At 72.0% G+C, this 25,548-nt stretch carries 23 protein-coding genes; 14 read left to right on the top strand and 9 right to left on the bottom strand.

What is annotated here, in order from left to right; all coding sequences use genetic code 11:
• The first annotated feature begins 44 nt into the window (after positions 1–44).
• The 5 genes from sucB to ACFUNE_RS16110 all read left to right on the top strand — a co-directional run bounded on the left by sucB (position 45) and on the right by ACFUNE_RS16110 (position 7,222).
• Positions 45–1,859, top strand: coding sequence for a 2-oxoglutarate dehydrogenase, E2 component, dihydrolipoamide succinyltransferase (gene sucB, locus ACFUNE_RS16130; protein ID WP_383567327.1), 1,815 nt, complete (start codon positions 45–47; stop codon positions 1,857–1,859).
• Between the two features lie 147 nt (positions 1,860–2,006).
• Positions 2,007–2,630 (top strand): GntR family transcriptional regulator, encoded by a 624-nt coding sequence (locus ACFUNE_RS16125; RefSeq protein ID WP_383567324.1) that lies wholly within the window; start codon positions 2,007–2,009, stop codon positions 2,628–2,630.
• Between the two features lie 274 nt (positions 2,631–2,904).
• Positions 2,905–5,574 (top strand): pyruvate dehydrogenase (acetyl-transferring), homodimeric type, encoded by a 2,670-nt coding sequence (aceE, locus tag ACFUNE_RS16120; RefSeq protein ID WP_383567321.1) that lies wholly within the window; start codon positions 2,905–2,907, stop codon positions 5,572–5,574.
• A 77-nt stretch (positions 5,575–5,651) separates the two neighbouring features.
• Positions 5,652–6,620, top strand: coding sequence for a helix-turn-helix transcriptional regulator (locus tag ACFUNE_RS16115; protein WP_383567318.1), 969 nt, complete (start codon positions 5,652–5,654; stop codon positions 6,618–6,620).
• Between the two features lie 83 nt (positions 6,621–6,703).
• Entirely contained in the window at positions 6,704–7,222 is a 519-nt protein-coding gene (locus tag ACFUNE_RS16110; protein WP_383567315.1) for a DUF4240 domain-containing protein, read from the top strand.
• 40 nt (positions 7,223–7,262) lie between these two features.
• Here the strand turns inward: ACFUNE_RS16110 and ACFUNE_RS16105 are convergent, their stop codons facing one another.
• Positions 7,263–7,790 carry a GNAT family N-acetyltransferase gene (locus tag ACFUNE_RS16105; RefSeq protein WP_383567312.1) on the bottom strand — a complete coding sequence of 176 codons (528 nt, stop codon included), beginning with the start codon at positions 7,788–7,790 and terminating at the stop codon, positions 7,263–7,265.
• Positions 7,791–7,851: 61 nt separating this feature from the next.
• On the opposite strand from ACFUNE_RS16105, the gene ACFUNE_RS16100 reads away from it, so the two are divergent.
• Positions 7,852–8,751, top strand: a complete 900-nt coding sequence (locus ACFUNE_RS16100) for a TIGR01777 family oxidoreductase (RefSeq protein WP_383567309.1) — start codon at positions 7,852–7,854, stop codon at positions 8,749–8,751.
• A gap of 186 nt (positions 8,752–8,937) precedes the next feature.
• A complete protein-coding gene (locus ACFUNE_RS16095) occupies positions 8,938–10,251 on the top strand; it encodes an NAD(P)/FAD-dependent oxidoreductase (RefSeq protein WP_383567306.1) in 1,314 nt (437 codons plus the stop codon).
• A 122-nt stretch (positions 10,252–10,373) separates the two neighbouring features.
• Here the strand turns inward: ACFUNE_RS16095 and ACFUNE_RS16090 are convergent, their stop codons facing one another.
• Positions 10,374–11,987: a regulator gene (locus ACFUNE_RS16090; RefSeq protein WP_383567302.1), complete on the bottom strand. Its 1,614-nt coding sequence runs from the start codon at positions 11,985–11,987 to the stop codon at positions 10,374–10,376.
• A gap of 315 nt (positions 11,988–12,302) precedes the next feature.
• Between ACFUNE_RS16090 and lipB the strand changes: the two genes are divergently transcribed.
• From lipB to ACFUNE_RS16070, 4 genes are all read left to right on the top strand, one after another.
• Positions 12,303–13,121, top strand: coding sequence for a lipoyl(octanoyl) transferase LipB (gene lipB, locus ACFUNE_RS16085; RefSeq protein ID WP_383567299.1), 819 nt, complete (start codon positions 12,303–12,305; stop codon positions 13,119–13,121).
• Between the two features lie 129 nt (positions 13,122–13,250).
• A complete protein-coding gene (gene lipA, locus ACFUNE_RS16080) occupies positions 13,251–14,219 on the top strand; it encodes a lipoyl synthase (protein ID WP_383567297.1) in 969 nt (322 codons plus the stop codon).
• 270 nt (positions 14,220–14,489) lie between these two features.
• A complete protein-coding gene (locus tag ACFUNE_RS16075; RefSeq protein ID WP_362933880.1) occupies positions 14,490–14,690 on the top strand; it encodes a hypothetical protein in 201 nt (66 codons plus the stop codon).
• Positions 14,691–14,720: 30 nt separating this feature from the next.
• Complete coding sequence (locus tag ACFUNE_RS16070; RefSeq protein ID WP_383567295.1) at positions 14,721–15,428, top strand: DUF4191 domain-containing protein; 708 nt, start codon at positions 14,721–14,723, stop codon at positions 15,426–15,428.
• 129 nt (positions 15,429–15,557) lie between these two features.
• Here ACFUNE_RS16070 and ACFUNE_RS16065 read toward each other — a convergent pair whose 3' ends face one another.
• The gene (locus ACFUNE_RS16065; RefSeq protein ID WP_383567292.1) at positions 15,558–16,025 is read right to left on the bottom strand and encodes an RDD family protein; all 468 of its coding nucleotides are present in this window, start codon (positions 16,023–16,025) and stop codon (positions 15,558–15,560) included.
• 222 nt (positions 16,026–16,247) lie between these two features.
• Here ACFUNE_RS16065 and glnA point away from each other — a divergent pair, with 222 nt between their 5' ends.
• Positions 16,248–17,657: a type I glutamate--ammonia ligase gene (gene glnA, locus ACFUNE_RS16060; RefSeq protein WP_383567289.1), complete on the top strand. Its 1,410-nt coding sequence runs from the start codon at positions 16,248–16,250 to the stop codon at positions 17,655–17,657.
• A gap of 78 nt (positions 17,658–17,735) precedes the next feature.
• Here glnA and ACFUNE_RS16055 read toward each other — a convergent pair whose 3' ends face one another.
• The 5 genes from ACFUNE_RS16055 to ACFUNE_RS16035 all read right to left on the bottom strand — a co-directional run bounded on the left by ACFUNE_RS16055 (position 17,736) and on the right by ACFUNE_RS16035 (position 22,604).
• Positions 17,736–19,547: a choline/carnitine O-acyltransferase gene (locus ACFUNE_RS16055; RefSeq protein ID WP_383567286.1), complete on the bottom strand. Its 1,812-nt coding sequence runs from the start codon at positions 19,545–19,547 to the stop codon at positions 17,736–17,738.
• Positions 19,548–19,583: 36 nt separating this feature from the next.
• Entirely contained in the window at positions 19,584–20,390 is an 807-nt protein-coding gene (locus ACFUNE_RS16050) for a class I SAM-dependent methyltransferase (protein WP_383567283.1), read from the bottom strand.
• A gap of 54 nt (positions 20,391–20,444) precedes the next feature.
• Entirely contained in the window at positions 20,445–21,311 is an 867-nt protein-coding gene (locus tag ACFUNE_RS16045) for an arpA protein (protein WP_383567280.1), read from the bottom strand.
• A gap of 141 nt (positions 21,312–21,452) precedes the next feature.
• On the bottom strand, positions 21,453–22,259 hold the full coding sequence (locus tag ACFUNE_RS16040; protein WP_383567277.1) for a hypothetical protein: 807 nt from the start codon (positions 22,257–22,259) through the stop codon (positions 21,453–21,455).
• A 75-nt stretch (positions 22,260–22,334) separates the two neighbouring features.
• Positions 22,335–22,604: a hypothetical protein gene (locus tag ACFUNE_RS16035; RefSeq protein ID WP_383567274.1), complete on the bottom strand. Its 270-nt coding sequence runs from the start codon at positions 22,602–22,604 to the stop codon at positions 22,335–22,337.
• 119 nt (positions 22,605–22,723) lie between these two features.
• On the opposite strand from ACFUNE_RS16035, the gene ACFUNE_RS16030 reads away from it, so the two are divergent.
• Positions 22,724–23,083 carry an arsenate reductase family protein gene (locus tag ACFUNE_RS16030; protein WP_383567271.1) on the top strand — a complete coding sequence of 120 codons (360 nt, stop codon included), beginning with the start codon at positions 22,724–22,726 and terminating at the stop codon, positions 23,081–23,083.
• A 47-nt stretch (positions 23,084–23,130) separates the two neighbouring features.
• Here ACFUNE_RS16030 and ACFUNE_RS16025 read toward each other — a convergent pair whose 3' ends face one another.
• Positions 23,131–24,054 carry a Gfo/Idh/MocA family protein gene (locus ACFUNE_RS16025; protein ID WP_383567268.1) on the bottom strand — a complete coding sequence of 308 codons (924 nt, stop codon included), beginning with the start codon at positions 24,052–24,054 and terminating at the stop codon, positions 23,131–23,133.
• A gap of 204 nt (positions 24,055–24,258) precedes the next feature.
• Here ACFUNE_RS16025 and glnII point away from each other — a divergent pair, with 204 nt between their 5' ends.
• Positions 24,259–25,293: a glutamine synthetase gene (gene glnII / locus ACFUNE_RS16020; RefSeq protein ID WP_383567265.1), complete on the top strand. Its 1,035-nt coding sequence runs from the start codon at positions 24,259–24,261 to the stop codon at positions 25,291–25,293.
• Positions 25,294–25,548 lie beyond the last annotated feature (255 nt).

The following is a 25,548-nucleotide window of genomic DNA, read 5'->3' as shown; positions in this document are numbered from 1 at the left end:
GACGACCGACCACATCCGCACTTTCGTAAGGAGCAACTGAAACCATGTCGGTTTCCGTAACCCTTCCGGCGCTCGGCGAGAGCGTCACCGAGGGCACTGTCACCCGTTGGCTGAAGGCCGAGGGCGAGCGCGTCGAGGCCGACGAGCCGTTGCTCGAGGTCTCGACCGACAAGGTCGACACCGAGATCCCGGCGCCCGCCTCCGGCGTCCTGTCGTCCATCAAGGTCGCCGAGGACGAGACCGTCGAGGTCGGCGCCGAGCTGGCCGTCATCGACGACGGCTCGGGCGCACCCGCCGCCGAGGCTCCGGCCGCCGAGCCGGAGGCCGCACCGGCTCCGGCCGAGGAGGCCCCGGCCCCCGCCGCCGAGGCCCCCGCTGCCGAGGCGCCCGCCGCCGAGGCCCCTGCCGCCGAGGCCCCCGCTGCCGCTCCGGCCGGCGGTGCCTCCGGCACCGACGTCACCCTCCCCGCGCTCGGCGAGAGCGTCACCGAGGGCACCGTCACCCGCTGGCTGAAGGAGGTCGGCGACGAGGTCGCGGAGGACGAGCCCCTGCTCGAGGTCTCCACGGACAAGGTCGACACCGAGATCCCCGCCCCGGTCGCCGGCGTGCTGCTGGAGATCGTGGTCGCCGAGGACGAGACCGCCGAGGTCGGCGCCAAGCTCGCCGTCATCGGCGCTCCGGGTGCCGCACCGGCCGCCGCTCCGGCCGAGGCCGCCCCGGCCCCCGCCGCAGCACCGGCACCGGCCCCCGCCGCACCGGCCGCACCGGCTCCGGCTCCGGCTCCGGCAGCTCCGGCTCCGGCCGCGCCCGCCGCTCCGGCACCGGCCCCGGCTCCGGCCGCCCAGGCACCGGCGGCACCGGCACCCGCCGCTCCGGCACCCGCGGCTGCCGCTCCGGCTCCGGCCGCTCCGTCGGCGCCTTCCGGTGACGACGGCGCGTACGTCACGCCGCTGGTCCGCAAGCTCGCCGCCGAGAACGGCGTCGACCTGGGCTCGGTCAAGGGCACCGGCGTCGGTGGCCGCATCCGCAAGCAGGACGTCGTCGCCGCAGCGGAGGCCGCCAAGGCCGCCGCAGCCGCTCCGGCTCCGGCCGCCGCCGCTCCCGCGGCCAAGGCCGCGCCGAAGCTGGAGGCGTCCCCGCTGCGCGGTCAGACGGTCAAGATGACCCGCATGCGCAAGGTCATCGGCGACAACATGATGAAGGCCCTGCACTCGCAGGCCCAGCTGACCTCGGTCCTCGAGGTCGACATCACCAAGCTGATGAAGCTGCGCAACCAGGCGAAGGAGTCCTTCGCCGCCCGTGAGGGCGTCAAGCTGTCCCCGATGCCGTTCTTCGTGAAGGCGGCGGCCCAGGCGCTGAAGGCCCACCCGGTCGTCAACGCCCGGATCAACGAGGACGAGGGCACCATCACGTACTTCGACTCGGAGAACATCGGCATCGCCGTGGACGCCGAGAAGGGTCTGATGACCCCGGTCATCAAGGGTGCGGGCGACCTGAACATCGCCGGTATCGCGAAGAAGACCGCCGAGCTGGCCGGCAAGGCCCGCGGCGGCGGCCTCACCCCGGACGACATGTCGGGCGCGACCTTCACCGTCAGCAACACCGGTTCGCGCGGTGCGCTGTTCGACACGGTCATCGTGCCGCCGAACCAGGCGGCCATCCTGGGCATCGGTGCCACGGTCAAGCGTCCGGCGGTCATCGAGACCGCCGAGGGCACCGTCATCGGTATCCGCGACATGACCTACCTCTCGCTCTCCTACGACCACCGCCTGGTGGACGGCGCGGACGCCGCCCGTTACCTGACGACGGTCAAGGCGATCCTCGAGGCGGGCGAGTTCGAGGTCGAGCTCGGCCTCTGAGCCGTACAGCTGTAACCAGCCTCACCAGCGGCGCCCCCGTCCGGAACACTTCCGGACGGGGGCGCCGCCGTATTGTCTAGACACCACCGGTCGTCTCCGCCGCCGGTCGGCGCAGGCAGCACCGGTTCGTCCCCGAAGGAGCTCCTCATGACCCCGCCCGTCGTCCACTCGCTGCGCGAACAGATCCGCGAGCACATCGTGGAAGGGATAGTCAGCGGGCGCTGGAAGCCGGGCGAGCGGATCGTGGAGCGCCGCATCGCCACCGAGCTGGAGGTCAGCCAGACACCCGTGCGCGAGGCGCTGCGGGAGCTGGAGACCCTGCGGCTGATCGAGTCCGCGCCGAACAAGGGCGTCCGGGTCCGCAATCTCACCGCGGCCGATCTGGAGGAGAGCTATCCCGTGCGGGCCGGGCTCGAACAGATCGCGGCCGAGCTGGCGGCGCCGGCGCTCGGCGAGGACTGCTCGGCGCTCGCCCCGCACGTGGCGGCGCTGTACGAGGCGGACCGGCTGGCCGACGGTGAGGCACAGGTGCGGCACACGGTGGCCTTCCACCGGGAGATGGTGCGGGCCGCGGGGAACGCCGTCCTGCTCCACACCTGGGAGGGACTGGGCATCGAGGTGTTCACGGCCCTGTCCATCCGCTGGCTGGGCACAGTGCAGAAGTCGTACGCGGAGGAGCACGAGGCGCTCATCGAGGCGTTCCTCCGGCGGGACCCGCGGATCGCCGTGCTGGTGAAGGAACACGTCCTCGGGTGCGCTCCGCGCGCCTGACGTTCCGACCGGCCGCGGGCAGGTCGCCCATCTGCGGCGCAAGGCGCTCGACCGTGCAGGTCAGCGCCCGTTTCGCCCCCTTGATCCCGTCACTGCGTGCCCCGTTTCGCGGCACCGCATGCCACTTTTCTTCATATCGAGAAGTTTTGCCCTTCACCCTTTGATCGATCATCGATCGGAGACTTACAGTTCATCCGCGGGCCCACCGGCCCGATCGCCCTGTCCTGCCAGTCAGGGCCTTCTCCACCCCCTCCCACTCCGGAAGGCGGCGATCATGACCGACCCCGTAGCAAAGCTTCCGAGCGAGCTCGACCAGCTCCCGGACCGCGACCCCGAGGAGACCGCCGAGTGGGCGGCCTCCCTGGACGCCGTCACCAAGGCCGCGGGCCCGCACCGCGCCGCGTACCTGATGCGGCGTTCGCTGCAGCACGCCGAGGGCGCCGGCATCGCGCTGCCCAAGCTGCTGGAGAGCGATTACGTCAACACCATCCCCACCTCCGCCGAGCCCGCGTTCGACGGCGACCTGGAGATGGAATCGAAGATCACCGCGTGGAACCGCTGGAACGCGGCCGCGATGGTCACCCGTGGCGCCCGGTACGGCGTCGGCGGTCACATCGCCACGTTCGCCTCGGCGGCCTGGCTGTACGAGACCGGCTTCAACCACTTCTTCCGCGGCAAGGAGGGCGACGGCTCCGGCGACCAGCTCTACATCCAGGGCCACGCCTCGCCCGGCATCTACGCCCGCGCCTTCCTCGACGGCCGCCTCTCCGAGCAGCAGCTCGACAACTTCCGCCAGGAATCGGGGGGCGACGGCCTGCCGTCGTACCCGCACCCGCGGCGACTGCCCTGGCTGTGGGAGTTCCCCACGGTGTCGATGGGTCTCGGCCCTCTCTCGGCGATCTACCAGGCGCGCTTCAACCGCTATCTGACCAACCGCAAGATCAAGGACACGTCGAACTCGCACGTCTGGGCCTTCCTGGGCGACGGCGAGATGGACGAGCCCGAGTCGACCGCTGCCCTCGCCCTCGCAGCCCGTGAGCAGCTCGACAACCTGACCTTCGTCATCAACTGCAACCTGCAGCGCCTCGACGGCCCGGTCCGCGCCAACTTCCGCGTGGTCCAGGAGCTCGAGGGCGCGTTCCGCGGGGCCGGCTGGAACGTCGTCAAGACGCTCTGGGGTTCCGCCTGGGACGAGCTGTTCCAGCTGGACACCACGGGCGCGCTGATCCGCCGCCTCCGCGAGGTCCCGGACGCGCAGTTCCAGACGTACGCCACGCGCGACGTGGCCTACATCCGCGAGCACTTCTTCGGCGCCGAGCCCGCCCTCGCCGAGCTGGCGAAACTGCTGAGCGACGCGAAGATCGCCGAGTGTTTCTACAGCTCCCGCGGCGGCCACGAGGCCCGCAAGGTGTACGCGGCCTACCGCGCCGCCCTGGAGCACAAGGGCGCGCCGACCGTGATCCTGGCCCAGACGGTCAAGGGCTACACGCTCGGCAAGGGCTTCGAGTCCAAGAACGCCAACCACCAGATGAAGAAGCTGTCGATCGACGAGTTCAAGAGCATGCGCGAGCTGCTCGGCCTCCCGATCCCGGACAGCGCCTTCGAGGACGGGCTGGTCCCCTACGGCCACCCGGGTGCCGACTCCCCCGAGGTCCGCTACCTCCAGGAGCGCCGTGCCGCCCTCGGTGGCCCCGCCCCCGCCCGCCGGGTGCACGCGGTGGCTCTTCCGCAGCCCGAGGAGCGCGCGTTCAAGGCCCTGTACAAGGGGTCCGGCAAGCAGGAGATGGCCACCACCATGGCGTTCGTCCGCCTGGTGAAGGACCTGATGCGGGACAAGGAGACCGGAAAGCGCTGGGTTCCGATCGTCCCGGACGAGGCCCGTACCTTCGGTATGGAGTCGCTGTTCCCCTCCGCCGGCATCTACTCGCCGCTCGGCCAGACGTACGAGCCGGTCGACCGCGACCAGCTGATGTACTACAAGGAGGCCAAGGACGGCCAGATCCTCAACGAGGGGATCACCGAGGCCGGGGCCATGGCCGACTTCATCGCCGCCGCTTCGTCGTACGCGACGCACGGCGAGACGATGATCCCGTTCTACATCTTCTACTCGATGTTCGGCTGGCAGCGGACCGGCGACCAGATGTGGCAGCTCGCCGACCAGCTCGGCAAGGGCTTCATCGTCGGCGCCACCGCCGGCCGTACGACCCTGACGGGTGAGGGCCTCCAGCACGCGGACGGCCACTCGCACCTGATCGCGTCCACGAACCCCGCGTCGCTCAACTACGACCCGGCGTTCGCGTACGAGATCGCGGTGATCGTCAAGGACGGCCTGCGCCGGATGTACGGCCCCGAGGCCGAGAACGTCTTCTACTACCTGACGGTCTACAACGAGCCCAAGCAGCAGCCCGCGATGCCGGAAGGCGTCGAGGACGGCATCGTCAAGGGCCTGTACCGCTTCAAGGAGGGCGTGCCCGCCGAGGCGGACGCCCCGCGCCTCCAGCTCCTGGCGTCCGGTACGGCGATCCACTGGGCCCTGGAGGCCCAGGAGCTGCTGGCCGCCGACTGGGGTGTCACGGCCAACGTCTGGTCCGCCACCTCGTGGGGCGAGCTGCGCCGTGACGCGCTGGAGTCCGACGAGGCGCTGCTCCGCGGCGAGGAGCGCGTGCCCTACGTGACCCAGGCGCTCTCCGGTGCGCCGGGCCCGGTCCTCGCGGTCAGCGACTGGATGCGCGCGGTCCCGGACTCCATCAGCCAGTGGGTGGAGCAGGACTGGTCCTCGCTCGGCACGGACGGCTTCGGCCTCTCCGACACCCGCCAGGGCGCCCGCCGGCACTTCGGTGTCGACGCCGAGTCCGTCGCGGTCGCCGCGCTGGCCCAGCTGGCCCGCCGCGGTGAGATCCCGGCCTCGAAGGTCAAGGAGGCCCGGGAGAAGTACGGGATGTGAGTCCCGGTGGGGGCGGGTACCGGGCGACCCGGTACCCGCCCCCACCGTGTTCGCCGGTCCGCCGCACAATGGGGTCCATGCGTGCTGCCCGGCTGATCAAGATGGTGCTGCTCCTGCAGTCCCGGCCCTCCATGACCGGCGCCGAGCTGGCCGGGGAGCTGGAGGTGTCGGAGCGCACCGTGACCCGGGACGCCCAGGCGCTCTCGGAAGCGGGTGTGCCCGTCTACGCCGACCGCGGCCGGGCCGGAGGCTACCGGCTCGTGGGCGGCTACCGGACACGGCTCACCGGGCTGGCCCGTCACGAGGCCGAGGCACTCTTCCTGTCCGGGCTGCCCTCCGCCCTGCGGGAGATGGGGCTCGACGACGCCGCGTCGGCCGCCCGGCTGAAGGTCTCGGCCGCCCTGCTCCCCTCGCTCCGGGACGCCTCGCACAGCGCGTCCCGGCGCTTCCACCTCGACGCCCCCGGCTGGTACCACGATCCGGTCACCCCCGAGCTGCTGCCCGCCGTCGCGGAGGCCGTCTGGGACGACCGGCTGGTCCGGGCCCGCTACCGCCGCCGGTCCTCGGGCGAGGTGGAGCGGGAACTGGCCCCGTACGGACTCGTCCTGAAGGCGGGCGTCTGGTACCTCTGCGCCCGCGCGGAGGACGACTTCCGGGTGTACCGGATCGACCGGTTCACCGCGGTCGCCGCGTCGGGGACCCGCTTCGAACGGGACGAGGACTTCGACCTGCCGCGCTTCTGGGAGGAGCGGGCGGCACAGTTCGCCCGGTCGATCTTGCGCGCGGAGGTGACTGTGCGGCTGTCGGAGGAGGGCGCGCGGCGGCTGCCGCACGCCGTGGACCGGGCCGCCGCCGAGGAGGCGCTGGCCGGGGCCGCGGGCCCGGACGGGGACGGGCTGCGCACGGTCGCCCTGCCGGTCGAGTCCCTGGAGGTGGCGTACGGCCAGCTGCTCACCCTCGGACCGGAGGTGGAGGTTCTGGCACCCGCGGCCCTGCGCGAACGTATGGCCGATACTGCCGAACGACTGCGCGACCTCTATCGCTGAAGTGGCCCGGAAGTGATGCCGAAGGCTTCTTTTCGGTGTCTGGGCGTGCGTCGCCCGTCCTCGGGGCAGATGCTGGACCAGTGATGGACGAGACGGAGTTCTGGGAGATCGTCGACAGCACCCGCGAGGCCGCCGAGGGCGACCCCGAGGAGCACGCCGACCTGCTCGTCGAACGGCTGGTGCGGCTCGACCCCGACTCCGTGCTGGACTTCGCCAGGCATCTGGAGGCCCGCTACAACCGGGCGTACCGCTGGGACCTGTGGGGCGCGGCGGCCGTCCTGCTGGGCGGCGCGAGCGACGACGCCTTCGACTACTTCCGCTGCTGGCTGATCGCACAGGGCCGTGAGGTCTTCGAGGGCGCCGTGCACGACCCGGACAGCCTGGCCGAGTTGCTGGACGACTTCGACGAGGAGCTCGACGGGGACGGCGAGGACTTCGGCTACGCCGCCGACGAGGCCTACGAGCAGCTCACCGGTGTCGTCACTCCCGACCTGGGGCTGCCGCCGCAGGCCTCGGAACCGGCCGGCACGCCCTTCGGCTTCGACGACGCGGCACTCGCGGAGCGCTTCCCCACGCTCTGGGAACGCTTCGGTCCGGCCTGAGGCCGGGCCGGGTCTCAGGCGGGAAGGTCCGTGCCCCGTTTCAGGCCGCTGTCGAGCGCGCCATCAGGACGTCGTCGACGTACCGCCCGCCCAGGAAGAACTCCCCCGGGAGCACGCCCTCCACGGTGAAGCCCTCCGACTCGTACAGCGCCCGCGCGGCGTTGTTGTGGCCGAGCACGCGCAGGGTGAGCCGTCCGGCGCCCTGCCGCCGCGCCTCGGCGTACGAGGCGTGGAGCAGCGCCCGTGCGACGCCGTGGCCCCGTGCCCAGCCGGCGACCGCGAGGCCCTGTATCTGACGCACGTGCGCGTTGCAGGCGAGCGGCGTCGGGCGGCCCAGCCGGAGATAGCCGGCCGGGCTCACACCGCCCGCGCCGGTGACCGCGTCGGCGACGAGGAACTCGCCGGGCGGGTGCCGGTCGTCGAAGAAGCGCTCGTACGGCGGCTGCGGTCTCGGCGTGACGGCGTGAAGCGTCGACCAGGCGGCACGGTCGAGCTCCCCGAGCGCGGTCTCGTCCCCGGGCAGGGCGGGACGGACGGGGCGGAGGGAACGGAACTGCGGCGCGGACATGAGCGCCACTGTGCCACGTCCCTTCCGTGTGACCGGAGGCACATGGGGCAGACTGGGCGTCATGCTGCGCTCCCGAATCGCCGTCACCGGATCGACAGGCCTCATCGGAGCGGCGCTCGTGCGCTCGCTGCGTGCCGACGGGCACGAGGTGGTGCGCCTGGTGCGCCGCCCGGCCGCCACCGGTGACGAGGTGGAGTGGGACCCGAAGCGGCAGTACGTCGACGTGGCGGGCCTGGTCGGCTGCGACGCGGTCGTCCACCTCGCCGGTGCCGGCGTCGGGGACCACCGGTGGACCGATGCGTACAAGCGGGAGATCCGCGACAGCCGGGTGCTGGGCACGGCGGCCGTCGCCGAGGCGGTGGCCTCCCTGGACACCCCGCCGAAGGTGCTGCTGTCCGGGTCCGCCGTCGGCTACTACGGCGACACCGGGGACCGCGCCGTGGACGAGGGCGCCCCGCCCGGCGAGGGTTTCCTGCCGTCGGTGTGCGTGGAGTGGGAAGAGGCGACGGCCCCCGCCGAGGAGGCGGGCGTACGCACGGTCCACGCCAGGACCGGTCTGGTCGTGTCCCGGCGGGGCGGCGCCTGGGGGCGCCTCTTCCCGCTGTTCAAGGCGGGGCTCGGCGGGCGGGTGGGGAACGGCCGGCAGTACTGGAGCTTCATCGCGCTGCACGACCACATCGCGGCGCTGCGGCACATCCTGGACACGGAGACGCTGTCGGGTCCGGTGAATCTGACGGGCCCCTCCCCCGTCACCAACGGTCAGGTGACCGCGGCGATGGGGCGGGTGCTGCGGCGTCCGACCCTGTTCACCGCCCCGGCGCCCGCGCTGAGGATCGCGCTGGGGGACTTCGCCGGGGACGTGCTGGCCAGCCAGCGGGTGCTGCCCGGCCAACTTCTCGACTCCGGCTTCGCGTTCGCCTTCCCCGGCATCGACGACGCCATCCGCGCCGCTCTGCGCTGACCGCGGCCGGGGCCTGCCCCTGCTCCCCGCACCGGGCCACCGTGCGACCCCGTGCACCGGTGCCCGGGGTGCGCGCGACTGCGCCTCTCTCGGCCATACGCCTAGCCTCGACCCGAACTCGGGCATTCCGGGGGCCTGTTGGGGGCAATAGCCTCCCACCAGTCGCACCGACTCGGGGAGGGGCACGTGATCGGGGCACACACAGCAGACCACGCGGATGTGGTCATCATCGGGGCCGGGATCGCCGGCCTGTCGGCGGCCCACCAGCTGATCAGCGCGGGGGTGGGCGTCAGCGTCCTGGAGGCCGCCGCGCACGTGGGCGGCCGGATGGCCACCCACGACGTGGACGGTTTCCGGCTCGACCATCTGGGTCCGCTGCTCAGCTCCGCGCATCCGGAGCTGAGCACCACCCCGGGGCTCACGGGGCTGGTCCTGCGGGACTTCGCCCCCGGAGTGCTCGTCCACAGCGGGGGGCGGCAGTACCGCGCCGGGGACGTACGGAGCGCGAGGGGCGCACTTCGCGCCGCGCGCTCCCGACCGAGCGCCCCTCGCGCGCCCCTGGGTGGCGCGATCGAACAGGCGCGGCTCGGGGCCTGGCTGGCCCGGCTGGCCGCCACACCGGAGTCCCGGATCCTGGCCCGGCCCGACAGGGCGGCGGCCGGGGCGCTGTCGGCGCGCGGCCTGTCGTCCCGCGTCGTCGGCGGATTCCTGAACCCGCTGCTCTCAGCACTGCTCAACGACCCCGGGCTCACCACGTCGAGCCGCATGGCCGACCTCATCCTCCGGGACTACGCGCGCGGCCGGCTCTGCGTCCCCTCGGGCGGTTCCGCGACGCTGCCCGAGCTGCTGGCCGCCGCCCTGCCGCCGGGAACCGTACGGACGGGGGTCCACGTGACGGCCGCCGACATCACCTCCGTGCGCACCAAGGAGCACGGCGAGCTCGGCTGCCGGTCGCTCCTGCTGGCCACCGGGGCGGGGGCGGCCGCCGAGCTGCTGCCGGGCCTGCGGATGCCGGCGTTCCGCCCGGTGACCGTGCTGCACCACACCGCCGCGGAGGCGCCGTCGACGGGCGCCCGTCTGCTGCTGGACGCGGACCGTTCGGGGCCGGTCGCGCACACCGCCGTGATGAGCGAGGTAGATCCCTCACGTGCCCCGCGCGGCAGGGCCCTGATCACCTCGACGGTGCTCGGTCCCCCGCCGCCGGACCTCGACCGCTCGGTACGCGCGCATCTCGCCTCGCTGTACGGCACCCCCACCGACGACTGGGAGCTGCTGGCCTCCCATCACGATCCGGAGGCCGTGCCGGCCATGCCGCCGCCGCACGATCCGCTCCGGCCCGTCCGGGTCCTCGCCGGGCTGTACGTGTGCGGGGACCACCGCGACACCAGCACGGTCCAGGGGGCCCTGCGCTCCGGCAGGCGCGCCGCCTCGGCGATCCTCACGGACCTGGGGGTGCCCCGGCCGCACACGGACGGGGCGGGGCTGCCCGCCGCGGCGTAGGAACCCTCCGTCAGGAGGCCGGGCCCGGGCCGGATCCGCTCCCCGGCCCGGGCCCGGCCTCCTGCCCCGATCTGTCCTGCCGGTCCGTCCCGGCCGCTCCCGGTCCGGACGGGAGCCACGGGTCAGCCCAGTGCGGCGACCCGTTCGCGGTACCCGCGCACGGCGACGGCGTCCCGGTACGGCTCCAGGCGGCGCTCGAAGTCGCGTACGTACTCCGTCGCGCGCACGGACCGCATCTCCGCCGCCTGCTGCGCCGCCTCGGCGCCCAGCAGGCAGGCCTGGTCCAGCTCGCCGAGCCCGAGCCGCGCGGAGGCGAGCACCACCCGGCAGAACAGCCTGCTCCGGGCGTACGCCGGTGCGCGCAGCTCGAGCGACCGCTCCGCGTGCTGGGCGGCGACACGGTACTGCTGCAGATCGCGGTGGCAGTGGCCGAACTCGTCGGCGAGCTGGGCCTCGTCGAAGTAGCGGGCCCAGTGCGGAATGTCGTCACCCTGCCGGGAGGCCCCCAGGGCCCGCTCCGCCCGCACGAGCGCGGCGACGCAGGCCCTGGTCTCGCCGAGGACGCCGTGCCCGCGCGCCTCGACCGAGTGCAGCAGGGCCATGACCACGGGCGGCGCGGAGGAGCCGATGCCCTGCTGGGCGACGCGTGCGAGCTGGACGGCTTCCCTGCCGTGCCCCAGGTAGACCGCCTGCCGGCTCATCGTGATCAGGACGAAGGCTCCGTACGCGCGGTCCCCGGCCGCCTGGGCGAGCCGCAGCGCCTGGACGAAGTAGCGCTGGGCGAGGCCGTGCGCCGCGATGTCGTACGAGGTCCATCCCGCCAGCCGGGTCAGGTCCGCCACGGCGGCGAACAGCCGGCGGCCCAGCACCTCTCCGTAGCTTCCCCGGAGCATGGGCTCCGCCTCGTGCTCCAGGTACCGGACGAGCGCCTGCCTGGCGTGCCCGCCGCCGTAGGCGTTGTCGAGCGTGCGGAAGAGTTCGCCCACCGAGCGCAGCGCGGCGACGTCACCGCTGCCGACCCGCTGGCCGGCGCCGCGGTCGGTCTGCCGCTGGCGCGGGACGCCGGGCGTCGGCAGGCGGGTGGAGCCGGGTCCACGGGTGGAGCCGGTCCGGACCCCGTGGCCGCCCGCCCCCTGGGCCTGGCCGGGTCCGCCGGACGGCTGCGGGGTGCCGGACCCGTTGGCCTGGTGGAGCCCGTGCGGGACACGCGTCCCGTGGGCCTCGGCCGCCGTACGCGGAGCGGGCAGGCCGGCGGCTCCGTTCACGCGGTCCGGTGCCTCACCGCGGCCGACCCATTCGTCGGCCCTGCCGATCAGCCAGTCCCTGCTGGGGACGACCAGCCCGGCGGGAGTGAACGCGATCTTGCGCAGCTCGGCATGGCTGCCCGAGTCCTTGCGCCACAGTCCGCTGACGATGTCGACGGCCTCTGCGGGCGTGGCGGCGAACTCCAGACCGGCGTAGACGGGCGCACACGCGTCCAGGCCGAGGTCCTGCGCCGAGAGCCGGCGCCCGAGGCGCCTGGTGAAGACCTCGGCGATCAGTGCGGGGGTGGTGCCGCGGGGCTGCTGGCCGCGCAGCCAGCGGGTCACCGAGGTCTTGTCGTATCGCAGGTCGAGCCCGTGTTCGAGGCCGAGCTGGTCCACTCGGCGGGCCAGGCCCGCGTGGGAGAACCCGGCCTCCGCGATGAGGGCAGCGAGCCGCCGGTTCGGGGTGCGCTGCGGAGGTCGTTCCGACATCAGCTGTAAGGTCTCCTGCCTTCGGCGCCGGGCGGGCAGCCCTTACGGGCTCCCCCACGATTGGGAGCGGGCGAGCCCGTTATGGAACGGCGCGAACTTAACCGCCCCGGCGGCAACCCCGGTGACCTTCGCTCCACATTCATCCGATCGTGTGAGGAATGTCGGATCGCTGACGGAAGTCCCCCTGCCCGTAACCTGCCCGACCCGCTCCTCCGGAGCGGTCGTACAGTGGCTGGGGGCGCACATCAGTGCATGGTGACGTGGCTCCGGGGACACCCCCCGGCCCTCCGGCACCGCGAGTAGGGAGGCACCCGAGTGAGTGAGCTGCGGTTCGTCCGTCTGGGATTCGGCGAGGAGCGGGTCGAGTACCAGGAGGCCTGGCAGAAGCAGCGCGAGGTGCACGCCGCCCGGTTCGAGGACGCCGTCCCGGACACGTGCCTGCTCCTCGAGCACCCGCCCGTCTACACGGCGGGGCGGCGCACGACGGTGAGCGAACGCCCGCTGGACGGCACCCCCGTCATCGACGTCGACCGCGGCGGCAAGATCACCTGGCACGGCCCCGGGCAGCTCGTCGGCTACCCGATCCTGAAGCTCCCCCGCCCGGTGGACGTGGTCGCCCACGTCCGCCGCCTCGAGGACGCGCTGATCCTCACGGCCGCGGAGTTCGGCGTGCGGACCAGCCGGGTCGAGGGCCGCAGCGGTGTCTGGGTCCTCGGCGATCCGGTCGAGGACCGCCCGCTGCTCGGCGGGCTCTCCCTGGACTTCGACCCCCGGCTGCACGACGAGGAGTTCGACGCCCGGCTGAACGGCCCCGAGTACGCGCCGTCCAACGCGGGCCAGCGCCGCGAGGACCGCAAGCTGGCCGCGATCGGCATCAGGGTCGCCAAGGGAGTGACCATGCACGGTTTCTCGCTGAACGTGAACCCCGACAACACGTGGTTCGACAAGATCGTGCCCTGCGGGATCCGGGACGCGGGCGTGACCTCGCTCTCGTACGAGCTGGGCCGCGAGATCACGATCTCCGACGTCCTCCCGGTCGCCGAGAAGCACCTGAGGGACGTCCTGGAGAACGCGGAGCCCGCGCCCCGCGTCATCGAGCCGCCGACGCCCCCGAAGGCCGCGGCGCCCGCCTGAGGTGCCGTACGGCCCGCCGGAATAGGGCCTGTCGGCCACAGGTTGGCCATACGTAAGACCGTTCTAACCACGGGCGTACCCTGGTGTTCGCCGAAGAATCCAATGCAGCGAAAGCAAAGGGGTGCCGGAGTGTCCGGTGTCGCACCCGACGGGCGCAAGATGCTGCGCCTGGAGGTCCGAAACAGCCAGACCCCCATCGAGCGCAAGCCCGAGTGGATCAAAACCCGGGCGAAGATGGGCCCCGAGTACACGAAGATGCAGGCGCTCGTGAAGGGCGAGGGCCTGCACACCGTGTGCCAGGAAGCCGGCTGCCCGAACATCTACGAATGCTGGGAGGACCGCGAGGCGACCTTCCTCATCGGCGGCGACCAGTGCACCCGGCGCTGCGACTTCTGCCAGATCGACACGGGGAAGCCGCAGGCGCTGGACCGGGACGAGCCCCGCCGCGTGGGCGAGTCCGTCGTCACGATGGACCTGAACTACGCGACGATCACCGGCGTCGCGCGCGACGACCTGGACGACGGCGGCGCGTGGCTGTACGCGGAGACCGTGCGCCAGATCCACGCCCTGACCGCGGACCGGGAGGCCGGCGCCACCAAGGTGGAGCTGCTCATCCCCGACTTCAACGCGGAGCCCGCGCAGCTCGCCGAGGTCTTCTCCTCGCGGCCCCAGGTGCTCGCGCACAACGTCGAGACGGTCCCGCGCATCTTCAAGCGCATCCGGCCCGGATTCCGTTACGAGCGCTCCCTGGAAGTCATCACACGGGCCCGCGAGGCCGGCCTGGTGACGAAGTCCAACCTGATCCTCGGCATGGGCGAGACCCGCGAGGAAGTCAGCGAGGCACTCCAGGACCTGCACGACGCGGGTTGCGAGCTCATCACGATTACGCAGTACCTCCGGCCCTCCGCGCGGCACCACCCCGTCGAGCGCTGGGTGAAGCCGCACGAGTTCGTGGAGCTGAAGGACGAGGCCGACGCCATCGGTTACTCCGGCGTCATGTCGGGCCCGCTGGTGCGTTCCTCGTACCGCGCGGGGCGTCTCTTCCAGCAGGCGATGGAGCGGCGCGGCGCGACCGCCGCCACCCCGTCCGCCGTGTGAATCGGCGCACAAGAGATTACTGAGCAGTAATAGCCGTGACGACGCGGCCCGTACGTCCCCCGCAGGTCGGGGGCCCGTATGGGCCGCGTCGGCGTGCGCGGCGCCGAAATCAGAGGTTCATTGGTGTTTGACCGACCGGTCATGCACTGGTAACACCGAGCAGTGACCCTAGGTACATACGCGGTGGCTCGCACAGCCGCCGTCGTCATTGCTTCCCGCTACTCAGTGCGCGCCGGGCGCGCGCATCCGCTCCGAGGGGGAACACCCACGATGCACGCAGCACCGGTACGAGCCAACGCCATCCCGACCGTCACCACCGCGCTCCGCGCGGTCGAGTCGCTGCTGATGAGCAGTGGCCAGCGCACCGCCCGCCGGAACGCCTGGACGGCCGTCCTCGAGGACCGCCGCAGGGCCCAGGACCGGGTCGAGGTGGAGCATGTGCTGAAGGCTGTGGCCGACCACCGTTCCTAGGTCACTCCCGGGCCACGTAAACTTCGGTACATGGCGCGGAAGGCAAACACTGAAGGCGCGGACAGCGCCGAGAACGCGGGGCGGCTCAAGCAGATCGCCCTGACCTACAAGATGACCAGGCGGTCGGACCCCAAGGTGGGTCTCGTCGTCGCGGGTGTGGGAATCGTCACCTTCGGTGTCCTCCTCGCCATCGGTTTCCTGATCGGTCACCCGGTCTACGCGGGCATCCTGGGCTTCGTCCTGGCCTTCCTCGCGATGGCGATCATCTTCGGACGACGTGCCGAGCGCGCGGCCTTCGGTCAGATGGAGGGACAGCCCGGCGCGGCCGCTGCCGTCCTGGACCGGGTGGGCCGCGGATGGACCACGACTCCGGCCGTCGCGATGAACCGCAGCCAGGACGTCGTCCACCGGGCGGTCGGCAAGGCCGGCATCGTCCTGGTGGCCGAGGGCAACCCGAACCGGGTGAAGAGCCTGCTGGCGGCCGAGAAGAGGCGGATGGCCCGCATCGTCGTCGACGTACCGGTGCACGACATCATCGTCGGTGACGGCGAGGGCCAGGTGCCGCTCAAGAAGGTGCGCACGACCATGCTGAAGCTCCCGAGGGTCCTGACCGGCCCGCAGGTGACCGCGGCGAACGACCGGCTCCGGGCGATGGGCGACCTGATGAGCAACATGCCGCTGCCCAAGGGCCCCATGCCGAAGGGCATGCGGATGCCGCGCGGCGGAAAGATGCGCTGACCCAGCACGTAGGAGAGGAGCGGCCCCGGACGAGTGCATCGTCCGGGGCCGCTGCTCGTGCCGGACCCGGACCCGGAATCGTCCCGCACACGGACCGGGAACCGTCCCGGCCACGGGCCCGGACTCGTCTCAGATACGGACCTGGACGGCGCGGGCCAGCCTGTCGTGGAGGCCGCGGCTGTCGCGGTCCCAGACGATGGCCGGGATCACCAGGAGGAGCAGGACGCTCCTCAGGACGACCCGGACGACACCGAGCCGTCCGCCGTCCTCGGCGATGACCCGCAGGCCCAGCATCCGCTTGCCCGGGGTGGAACCGACGGTTCCGACCGTCAGCAGGCTCAGGACGAGGAACACGCCGAGCGCCCAGTTCCCGGCCGCCTGCTGGTCACCGCGAGCGAGCAGCCCGTATGCGATCACCATGCATACGGCCCAGTCGATGAAGAGGGCCCCGAAGCGCCGGCCGAGCGGGGCGATCGACCCCGGGCCGTCCTGGGGCAGACCGAGGCGTTCGCCCCGGTAACCGAAGTCGGCGCCCATCTCCTCGGCCGCCGCGCGCGGCCCCGAGAGCCACGATCCGATTGCTTGCCTGTTGTCCACCCGTCCACGGTACTGCGCCCACGTTTGCGCCTCGCCGGGCGGGGCACGGAACACGTCGCTGAGGTGCCGCCCACAACCGGGCTGGTTAACTTGTGCGAAACAAATGGGTCATGCTGGAGAAATCCCTTCTGCCTAAGGTCGGGTCCAGCGTGTGCCACCGCACTGGCCACACAGACGAGCTGCAACCCCGCCCTTTCCCGGGTCGGGAGTAGGAGGAGTTGGATGTTCCAGAACGCCGACGAAGTCCAGAAGTACATCGCCGACAACGACGTCAAGTTCATCGACGTCCGGTTCTGCGACCTGCCGGGCGTGATGCAGCACTTCACGATCCCCGCGGGGTCCTTCGACCCGGCCGAGGAACTGGCTTTCGACGGCTCGTCGATCCGCGGTTTCCAGGCGATCCACGAGTCGGACATGGCGCTCCGCGCCGACCTGTCCACGGCCCGTGTCGACCCCTTCCGCCGCGACAAGACGGTGAACGTCAACTTCTTCATCCACGACCCGATCACCGGCGAGCAGTACAGCCGTGACCCGCGGAACGTGGCCAAGAAGGCCGAGGCCTACCTCGCCTCGACCGGCGTCGCGGACACCGCGTACTTCGGCCCCGAGGCGGAGTTCTACGTCTTCGACAACGTCCGCTTCCAGACGTCGGCGAACGAGAGCTTCTACCACATCGACTCCGAGGCCGGCGCCTGGAACACCGGGTCCGAGGAGAACAACCGCGGCTACAAGGTCCGCTACAAGGGCGGATACTTCCCGACCCCGCCGGTCGACCACTTCGCCGACCTGCGTGCCGAGATCTCCCTGGAGCTGGACAAGAACGGCCTCCAGGTCGAGCGTCAGCACCACGAGGTCGGCACCGCCGGCCAGGCGGAGATCAACTACAAGTTCAACACGCTGCTCGCCGCGGCCGACGACCTGATGCTCTTCAAGTACATCGTGAAGAACGTCGCCTGGCGCAACGGCAAGACCGCGACCTTCATGCCGAAGCCGATCTTCGGTGACAACGGCTCGGGCATGCACGTCCACCAGTCGCTGTGGCAGGGCGGCACGCCGCTCTTCTACGACGAGCAGGGCTACGCGGGCCTCTCGGACATGGCGCGCTACTACATCGGCGGCATCCTGAAGCACGCCCCGTCGCTGCTGGCCTTCACCAACCCGACGGTGAACTCCTACCACCGTCTGGTCCCCGGCTTCGAGGCCCCGGTCAACATGGTGTACTCGCAGCGCAACCGCTCCGCCGCGATGCGCATCCCGATCACGGGCTCCAACCCGAAGGCGAAGCGCGTCGAGTTCCGCGCCCCCGACCCGTCCTCGAACCCGTACCTGGCGTTCTCGGCCCTGCTGATGGCCGGCCTGGACGGCGTCAAGAACAAGATCGAGCCCCCGGAGCCGATCGACAAGGACCTCTACGAGCTGGCGCCCGAGGAGCACGCGGGCGTCCAGCAGGTCCCGACCTCGCTCCCGGCCGTCCTCGACGCCCTCGAGGCCGACCACGAGTACCTCCAGGCCGGCGGCGTCTTCACGCCCGACCTGATCGAGACGTGGATCGACTACAAGCGCACGCACGAGATCGCCCCGATCCAGCTGCGCCCGCACCCGCACGAGTTCGAGCTGTACTTCGACCTCTAGGGGTCACGAGCTCATCAGCAGCCGGAGGGCCGCCGTCCCGCAGGGGACGGCGGCCCTCCGGCGTGCCGGGACCGGCGCTCAGTCCGCCAGCAGCTCCCGCAGTTCGGCGACCGCCTCGCGGAGGTGGTCCGCGAAGGCGTGCATCTGGCCGGCGACCGTGCGCGGGGTGCTCAGGTAGAGGTTGAAGCGGTCCGGCAGCAGGACGTAGGCGATGCCGATGCAGCGGCTGCTCGTCGAGCCGAAGCCGAAGTACTGGATGTTCTCGGACGGCGCCGAGCTGGTGCTCAGGTAGTCGTCCCGCAGGGTGAGCCAGCCCGGGGAGCGAAACAGGGCGGGCTGTTCGTCCACGCCGAGCTCCTCGCCGCGGCGGCGCTGGATCAGTTCGAGTTCCCACAGGTGCTGCTCGGGCGCCTCGCCCGCCTGGCATTCCCTCGCCCGCGCGACGTGGGCCGCGGCGGCCGCCCGGAACGCGGCACGGCGGGTATCGCGGCCGGCCGCGGGATCGTCCATCGCCGCGACGAAGGCCGGCATCTCGGGGGTGACCACACGCATCGCCTCGGTGCGGCCGTGACGGAACTGCCGGGTGGCGATCGACTCGTACGTCGCCCCCAGGTGTCCCTTGGCGCGCTGGTGGGCCAGTTGGTAGGCGACCTGGACGAAGGCGTCCGGGGACACCTTCAGCGCCTTGGCCGCCGTGCTGCCGAAGTCCTGGAAGGACACCGTGGTGGTGGCGGTGTCCCGTCCGTACGCGGCGAACGACTCGGCGGCGGCGCGCACCTGGGCCCTCAGGGGCTCGTCCAGCTCGAAGGTGAGCGGCTGAGGGACGGGTTCGCCCTGGGAGCGGGCGCCGGAGCGGAGGGAGTGCTCCTCGGGCGCGGTGCCGAGCAGCGCGTCGGTGAAGCTGAGGATGGTCGTCCCGTCCAGCTCGCAGTGCTCGACGTTGATGCCGGCCCTGCCGTCCGCGTGGACGACGAAGGAGACGGCCTTGTCGAACCAGCGGTTGCCGCGGTCCCCGTGGAGCAGTTCGTCGCAGGCCTCCTGGGTGCCGGCCGGTGCGAAGTCCTCCAGGCAGACGCAGAACAGTGCGGTCTCGATGTCGTCCAGCGTCTGGGCGTTGCCCGGGTGGCCGGCGGCGAGGGACGCCCGGGTGGCCGCCCATTCCGCCCGCGCCATCGTGGTGAGGTGGCCGGCCCTGTCCTCCTCGGGCGTGTGGACGTCGGCCTTGGTCACGGCGCGCAGCCCCGCCTCGATCTCGTCGAGGCTGTGCGGGACGCCGTCCGGCCCGAGCACGTCCATCCGGAACATGGTGCCCCGGAAGAACACCACGATGTGCCGGGCGGTGGACGGCCCGGGTGCCTGCTCGCTGTACGGGGCGCGCACGGAGTCCAGCGGCACGCCGGGGATGCGCGTCGTGGAGAAGAGGTACCTGTTCTGCACCATCGACTGGGGTACGCCGCGCTGCTCCACCGGTGCGATCAGGCCCTCGTCGAGCTGCCGCTTGTAGTGCAGGGCTCCCGCCACGAGTCCGGCCGCCCTGTCGAGCTGTCCCTGGCCGGTGTCCTTGAACAGGAAGAAGAAGTTGGCGTTGAGCGCGATCCGGTCCCGGCGGCCGAGGTAGCGGTACGGCCAGAACGTGTCGAGCCAGCTGTGCACGCCCTCCGTCGCGTCGTACTCCTCCAGCGCCGCGTGCAGGGTCCGGCCGGGACCGCCGGGCCGCAGGAAGGCCGTGACCTCGGCCTCCGTCTCCGCCCGTTCCTCCGCGGTCAGCAGCGGGGCGCACCAGGCGAGGAACCGCTCGCAGCTCGCCTCGAGCGTGGGCAGCGGCACGCGCGGGAGGGTGCCCTCACGGGCGAAGGTCGCGTCGGCTGCTGCTTCCTGACTGACGTTCAATGCGGCTCTCTTCTCGGTGAGTGGGGATGGGGGGGTCTAGGGGTGCTGCGGCCGTGAGAGGTAGAGCTGAGCGTAGAGCCAGCCGTCCTCCTCCAGACCGCTCGCGTCCACGCCGGCGGCGGCCATGCCGTCCAGGACGCCGCGCTGTTCCTCCGGGCCTGCGAACCGGCGCTGCTTGAAGACCTCGTCGACCCGGACGGTCCGGTAGCCCAGCTCCGCCAGGGCCTCCTCGACGGGGTCGAAGGGGAACATCCGCAGGACGAAGTGCGCCATCCAGGGGAGGCGGCCGTCCTGGGCCCGCACGACGCGGGTGAGGGTGCGTTCGGTGACGTAGCCGATGCAGCCCGTGGAGATCACCAGGTCCGTCCCGGCGAGCAGGTCCCGCTGCTCGGGGGTGGGGTCGTGCGCCTCCAGGTCCGCGTGGACGGTGTCGTCGAGGAAGCCCGCTTCGTGGGCGTAGGCCAGGGCGCTGGTGGAGGCGTCCAGGCCGGTGAAGCGCAGGCCGTGCGCGGGGCTGCGGGAGCGGGAGAGGTCCCGGTCGCGCTCCAGCAGGGCGGCGCGGGACGCGGGGCCGCTGCCGTCGTAGCGCGCGTACAGCTCGTCCATCGTGGCGTCGTACTTGAGCAGGGCCGCGTTGATCCCGTACGAGCAGCCGATGTCCAGGACCCGCGGGACGGCGACCTGCTCCGTCTCCCGGTACTCCTTGATGAGCTTGTCGAACCAGGGCTTGGCCAGTTGGGGGACGCGGTAGCCGAGAGGGCGGAGCTCCTGGAAGTACGTGCGGGGGTCGGGCGCGGTGTAGATGTGGTCCAGCGAGACTTTTCCGGACGCGTCGAGACGCAAGGGGCTTCTCCTCGGTGGGGCGCGTGGGGGTGCCTGGAACCGTTCGCCGGTGCTCTAGTCCAGCAGCCGGTCGCCCCGCACCCGGCCCTCCGCGGCCAGGTGCCCGGGCAGCACGCGGCCGAAAAGCTGCCGGGTGCGGGCCACGCTCCCGATGACGCCGGGGCGCTCGCTGTAGGCGAAGATCGCGCTGTGGCGCGCGAGGCCGCCGCGGACGGGACTGACCCGGTGCAGCGAGTAGCGGCCCTTGAACAGCTGAAGGTCGCCCGGCCTCAGGGGCAGGCGCTCGGGCTGCCGTGCGGGACTGCCGTCCAGGACGGCCCGGACGTCGTCGAAGCGTTCGTCCTCGGCGGACCTGATGTTCGGGCAGTACTCGAAGGAGCCGCCCTCCTGAGCCTCCTGGGTCAGCATGCTGACCGTGTACTCGTTGGTGTCGAAGTGCCAGGGGTGCCCCATGCCCGGCCGTACGACGTTGAGCACGAGCCCGGAGAGCGGGTCGGCGAGCTCGTACAGGCGGGGCAGGGCGAAGCAGTCGGCGACGAAGCGCTGGAACGGCTCGTGGGCGTAGAGCCTGCTGATGAGGGCGTCCCCCGGGATGCGGTCGCGGGCGACGAAGGCGTTGCCCCGCTCGAAGGTGCGCCGGCCGGGGTGGTGCCCGGGCAGCTCCGCGTCCACCTCGATGTTGTAGACGTTGACGGTTTCGACGTCGAAGTACGCGTGCGGGGCGAGGGCGGCGCACTCCTCGCGCAGCACGTCGTGGAACGAGGGCCGGACGAAGTCGGGCAGTACGGTGCAGCCTGCCTCGGCGAGTTCACGCCTCGCCCGTGCCACCACGGCACGGGCTTCGGTGCTTTCGGGGTCCGACAGGGGGTAGCGGTCCGTGTCGACCACCTGGTCGAGCGTGATGGCTTGCAGAGTGCTCATACGACCCTCTCCACGCGCGTTCCGGTAACTCAACCGACGAGTAACAGAGTTGAAGTTCCCACAGCACCGCTGCGTTGTCTGTGACACGTCACACTTCCGGATCGCGTGTGCCGTGGCAGGGGCGCTTCCCGCCCGTGCCCGTCAGTCGAGGTCGATGACGGGGCGCGCGTTGAAATCCTCGAACACGTCCTCGCCCTCGGGGCCGTCGAGGAACTCGGCCGTGGCCGGATTGCGGTTGGCGGTGGCCAGCGGCAGCCATTCGAGCAGGGTGCCGTACCCCCCGCAGACCGCTTCTCCCCCGTCGCCGCCGTATACGGAACCGGCATCCGAGGTCATCTCGGCGCTGTCGTAGACGTCGAAGGCGATGTGGAGCCCGAAGGCGTTCGGCAGGAGGTGCGGGCCCTTGCCGCCGCCGTAGGGGGACACGTCCGCGGGGAAGCCGTCGCCCCAGCGGAACAGCGTGCCGGCGCCGGCGCCGCAGGCGTGCTCCCACTCGTCGGGGTGGGGCAGCCGGAGCCCCTGGCCGGCGAGCAGGGCGGGTACCAGTGCGGGGAGTTCGGGGAGCTTCCTCGGCTCCAATGCCATCAGCACGGCGGGCAGGGTGGCCTTCCGCCGCGGGGTCAACACCCGCGCGAGGTGTTCGCGCGGATCGGTCTCGAAGCCGAAGCCGCCCGCGAGGCTCTCCTCGCGGTAGGAGGCGAGCTGCTCGGGGAGCGGCCGCCACCCGTCCACGTCGAAGCCGACCGTCACCTCGCCGCCCGGGACCAGGACGAACTGCTCGCCGTCCCGCTCGATGACGGCGCGGTGCACCACACCTTCCGGGTGCGGGGCGGGGTCGACGCGCAGGAGGCGGCCGCCCGCCCTGTCGGCCGCCTCCCGCGCGCACCGCCCGGCGGAAGCCGTGTCCAGGGCGCGCCAGTGGGCGAGGGTCAGGCCGGCGAGAGACATGGCGTGCAGTCTCGCAGCCGGCCGGCGCACCCGGGCCCGTGCCCCCGGAGGACTCGGGGGCACGGGCGGGCGGTGTCAGCGGCCGGAGCGGATCAGGGCGCGGACCATGCGGCAGGTGGTGTCGGACGGCGGGTGGATGGCGAGACGGTCGGCCGCCTCGCGGATCCGGGCGTTGTGGGCGCTCGACGGCTGGTACACGCCGGTGTCGAGCAGGGCGATCGCCAGGCGCATGGCCTTCAGTCGGCGGTTGTGGGAGACGTACCACTCGCGGGGCCGGCCCGCGGGGAGACGCTTCTTCCGCAGGGGCTTGTGGAGCGGCTCGGGTGTGGCTGTGGCGACGGCCATCGGCAACCTCCTGGCACGGTGGTGGAACTCTCACGAACTCCCTCCATTTTACTGCCTCCCACTGACAATCGCCCCTGGCCAGAGGCTATTTCGGGGATCCCTCCCGTACCCTTGGCCCCATGGAGATCTGGATCAATCCCGCCTGTTCCAAGTGCCGCAGCGCGCTCACCCTGCTCGACGCGGAGGGGGCCGACTACACGGTCCGCCGCTACCTGGAGGACGTGCCCTCGACGGGGGAGATCCGGGCGGTGCTCGACCGTCTCGGGCTGGAGCCGTGGGACATCACCCGGACCCAGGAGGCGGAGGCGAAGGAGCTCGGGGTGAAGGAGTGGGCGAAGGACGCCGGTGCGCGCGAGCGGTGGATCACGGCGCTGGCGGAGCACCCGAAGCTGATCCAGCGCCCGATCATCACCGCGCAGGACGGTTCGGCCGTGGTGGCGCGGACGGACGAGGCGGTGCGGGACGCTCTGGGCCGGTGAGGACGCGGCGGGCCGGCCCCGGCGGCCGGGCCGCCGGGCGTTCGGCGTCAGGCCTGCCCCAGTGCCGCCTCGGCCTCGGCGAGGACCTCGGTGAGCCGCAGCCCGAACCGTACGTCGCAGGGGTGCGCCACCCCCGTACGCGCCGCGCCGGTCAGCGCGTCGACGGCCGCCCGGAACGCGCCGAGCGCGTCGCCGCCTCCCCCGGGCAGGGCGGACACTCCCCGCTCGCCCCGGAACTCGACCTCGGTGCCCACGGCTCCCGGCGGCGCGTCCAGCGCGAGCGTCACCGTGCTCGACGCGCCGGAGGCATGGCGCAGCAGCAGCTGCGTGGTGCCGGCCGGGCCGCGGGCGGCGACCACCTCCGTCACGTCGCCCAGGACCGGGATCAGGACCGAGAGCGCGTGGGGGCCCACGTCCCAGAGGCCGCCCTTCTCACGCCGCCAGGGCGAGGCCGCGAACTCGCTGCTCGTGCCCGGGGCGAAGAGCGCGCCCATCCACAGGGCGCGCGCCGTGAACCAGCCGCCCGCCGCGGCCTGCTCGGCGATCCACCCCGCCGTGCCCTCGGCGAACCGCAGCGTGCAGAAGACCACGGAGGCGACCCGGGCCCGCTCGGCCGCCTCGGCGACCTCGCGCGCTCCCGCCACCGTGGTGGCGACCGGCTTGTCCAGCAGGAGGTGGCACCCGGCGTCGGCGGCCCGCACGGCCAGGGCCGACTGGACGTCCGGCGGCACGGCGAACGCCACCGCGTCACTCGTGGCCAGGAGCGCGTCGATGCCCGCCCCGCCCGTGTGCGCCTCGGTGCCGTGGGCGGCGGCCAGCGCCTCCGCCGCCTCGGGCCGGCGGCCCCACACGCCGCTCAGTACGGCACCGGGGTGGGCGGCGAGCGCGGGGGCGTGAGTCATGCGCGCCCAGGGGCCCGCCCCGACGAGGCCGATCCTGAGCGGCCCGGCGGAGGCAGTCTGTGTCGTCATGCGGCCAGTCTGCCCCGGCCGGCCGCCGGCCCGGAACGTATCCAGTGCGCCGCAGGGTGAGACGGCCCGGGGCGGCGGGGACCTGCCGTCCGACACCCCCGGGAAACCTCGGTAACACGGGGTTCACATACGGGCAACGGTCGGGAAATCGCGTCTTGCGAAGCTGCGCACCACAGACCGCAGCACCCGCAAAGGATGGCGTCCGTGACGTTCAAGGCTGAGTACATCTGGATCGACGGCACCGAGCCGACCGCCAAGCTTCGCTCCAAGACGAAGATCATGGCCGGCAGCCCCTCGGGGGACGTGGCGGACCTGCCCATCTGGGGCTTCGACGGTTCGAGCACCAACCAGGCCGAGGGCCACGCGTCCGACCGGGTCCTCAAGCCTGTCTTCACCTGCCCGGACCCGATCCGCGGCGGTGACGACGTCCTCGTCCTGTGCGAGGTCTTCCACATCGACATGACTCCGCACGAGTCCAACACCCGCGCCGATCTGCGCCCGGTGGCCGAGCAGTTCGCGGCCCAGGAGCCCATCTTCGGCATCGAGCAGGAGTACACCTTCTTCGACGGGCACCGCCCGCTGGGCTTCCCCGAGGGCGGCTTCCCGGCCGCGCAGGGCGGCTACTACTGCGGCGTCGGCTCGGACGAGATCTTCGGCCGCGACATCGTCGAGAAGCACCTCGACAACTGCCTGAAGGCCGGCCTGGCCATCTCCGGCATCAACGCCGAGGTCATGCCCGGCCAGTGGGAGTTCCAGGTCGGACCGGTCTCCCCGCTGGAGGTCTCCGACCACCTGTGGATCGCGCGCTGGCTGCTCTACCGCACCGCCGAGGACTTCGACGTCTCCGCGACGCTGGACCCGAAGCCGGTCAAGGGCGACTGGAACGGCGCCGGTGCGCACACCAACTTCTCCACGAAGGCGATGCGCGAGGGCTACGAGGCGATCATCACCGCCGCCGAGTCGCTCGGTGAGGGCTCGAAGCCGATGGACCACGTCAAGCACTACGGCGCGGGCATCGACGACCGCCTGACGGGTCTGCACGAGACCGCCCCGTGGAACGAGTACAGCTACGGGGTCTCCAACCGCGGCGCCTCGGTCCGCATCCCGTGGCAGGTCGAGCAGGACCAGAAGGGCTACATCGAGGACCGTCGCCCCAACGCCAACGTCGACCCGTACGTCGTCACACGGCTGATCGTCGACACCTGCTGCACCGCGCTGGAGAAGGCCGACCAGGTCTGATCCCGCACCTGTCCGTCGCGAAGGGGCGCCCGCCTGCCGGGCGCCCCTTCGGCGTTCACAGGCCGCCGCCCGGCCCGGGACAGCCTGCGGACGCGCCGGGACGGGCGGTGCGGAAGGGGATCGTGAGGAACCTGACACGGCGGTCCGTATCGACGGGTGAGAGGACCCTGCTGCGGAACGGCAATCTCTGCTTCAATGGGGGCATGGCCAGCTACCAGCACATCGCGTCGGGTCGCAGCGACCTCGAGCCGTTCT

This window comes from Streptomyces sp. NPDC057287, from assembly GCF_042667905.1.
Classification (GTDB): Bacteria; Actinomycetota; Actinomycetes; order Streptomycetales; family Streptomycetaceae; genus Streptomyces.
This window is presented reverse-complemented; position numbering and strand designations above follow the sequence as displayed.

Coding starts and splice junctions, on each gene's coding strand:
- glnA (WP_383567289.1), top strand. CDS start 16,248: ATGTTCCAGAACGCCGACGAAGTCCAGAAGTACATCGCCGACAACGAC.
- ACFUNE_RS16090 (WP_383567302.1), bottom strand. CDS start 11,987: ATGTCGGAACGACCTCCGCAGCGCACCCCGAACCGGCGGCTCGCTGCC.
- ACFUNE_RS16035 (WP_383567274.1), bottom strand. CDS start 22,604: ATGGCCGTCGCCACAGCCACACCCGAGCCGCTCCACAAGCCCCTGCGG.
- ACFUNE_RS16105 (WP_383567312.1), bottom strand. CDS start 7,790: ATGTCCGCGCCGCAGTTCCGTTCCCTCCGCCCCGTCCGTCCCGCCCTG.
- ACFUNE_RS16045 (WP_383567280.1), bottom strand. CDS start 21,311: ATGAGCACTCTGCAAGCCATCACGCTCGACCAGGTGGTCGACACGGAC.
- ACFUNE_RS16075 (WP_362933880.1), top strand. CDS start 14,490: ATGCACGCAGCACCGGTACGAGCCAACGCCATCCCGACCGTCACCACC.
- ACFUNE_RS16040 (WP_383567277.1), bottom strand. CDS start 22,259: ATGTCTCTCGCCGGCCTGACCCTCGCCCACTGGCGCGCCCTGGACACG.
- ACFUNE_RS16070 (WP_383567295.1), top strand. CDS start 14,721: ATGGCGCGGAAGGCAAACACTGAAGGCGCGGACAGCGCCGAGAACGCG.
- aceE (WP_383567321.1), top strand. CDS start 2,905: ATGACCGACCCCGTAGCAAAGCTTCCGAGCGAGCTCGACCAGCTCCCG.
- ACFUNE_RS16110 (WP_383567315.1), top strand. CDS start 6,704: ATGGACGAGACGGAGTTCTGGGAGATCGTCGACAGCACCCGCGAGGCC.
- ACFUNE_RS16125 (WP_383567324.1), top strand. CDS start 2,007: ATGACCCCGCCCGTCGTCCACTCGCTGCGCGAACAGATCCGCGAGCAC.
- ACFUNE_RS16025 (WP_383567268.1), bottom strand. CDS start 24,054: ATGACGACACAGACTGCCTCCGCCGGGCCGCTCAGGATCGGCCTCGTC.
- ACFUNE_RS16030 (WP_383567271.1), top strand. CDS start 22,724: ATGGAGATCTGGATCAATCCCGCCTGTTCCAAGTGCCGCAGCGCGCTC.
- ACFUNE_RS16100 (WP_383567309.1), top strand. CDS start 7,852: ATGCTGCGCTCCCGAATCGCCGTCACCGGATCGACAGGCCTCATCGGA.
- sucB (WP_383567327.1), top strand. CDS start 45: ATGTCGGTTTCCGTAACCCTTCCGGCGCTCGGCGAGAGCGTCACCGAG.
- ACFUNE_RS16115 (WP_383567318.1), top strand. CDS start 5,652: ATGCGTGCTGCCCGGCTGATCAAGATGGTGCTGCTCCTGCAGTCCCGG.